The organism is Pseudoalteromonas sp. NBT06-2 (genome assembly GCF_002276045.1).
GTDB lineage: Bacteria > Pseudomonadota > Gammaproteobacteria > Enterobacterales > Alteromonadaceae > Pseudoalteromonas.
This window is the reverse complement of sequence record NZ_NQMR01000411.1, coordinates 1-285: the sequence shown is the minus strand read 5'-3', so window position 1 is coordinate 285 and position 285 is coordinate 1. Positions and strand designations below refer to the sequence as shown.

Annotated in this window: 1 pseudogene; it reads left to right on the top strand. The window is 46.3% G+C overall.

Going from position 1 to position 285, the window contains the following annotated elements:
* Window positions 1–18: 18 nt before the first annotated feature.
* Window positions 19–285 (top strand): annotated as a pseudogene (locus CJF42_RS26340) (group II intron reverse transcriptase/maturase); the annotation flags it as partial.

Genomic DNA, 285 nt, shown 5'->3' with positions numbered 1-285 from the left:
GCGCCGGGTATTGATAATATGAAAATCGAGGACTTTAACCAATTTGCAGTGCAACACTGGCAAGGCATTAAATCTAAGATTTTAGAGGGTAGCTACCAACCTCTTCCGGTTAAACGAGTCCGTATTCCTAAACCGGATGGCGGTGAGCGATTGCTTGGGATCCCCGCTGTCATTGACAGAATGATCCAACAAGCGATTTCTCAGGTCATTAGCCCATATTTTGAACCGGAATTTTCCCCCCATAGCTATGGATATCGGCCAGGTAAAAGAGCAAGTCAGGCAGTC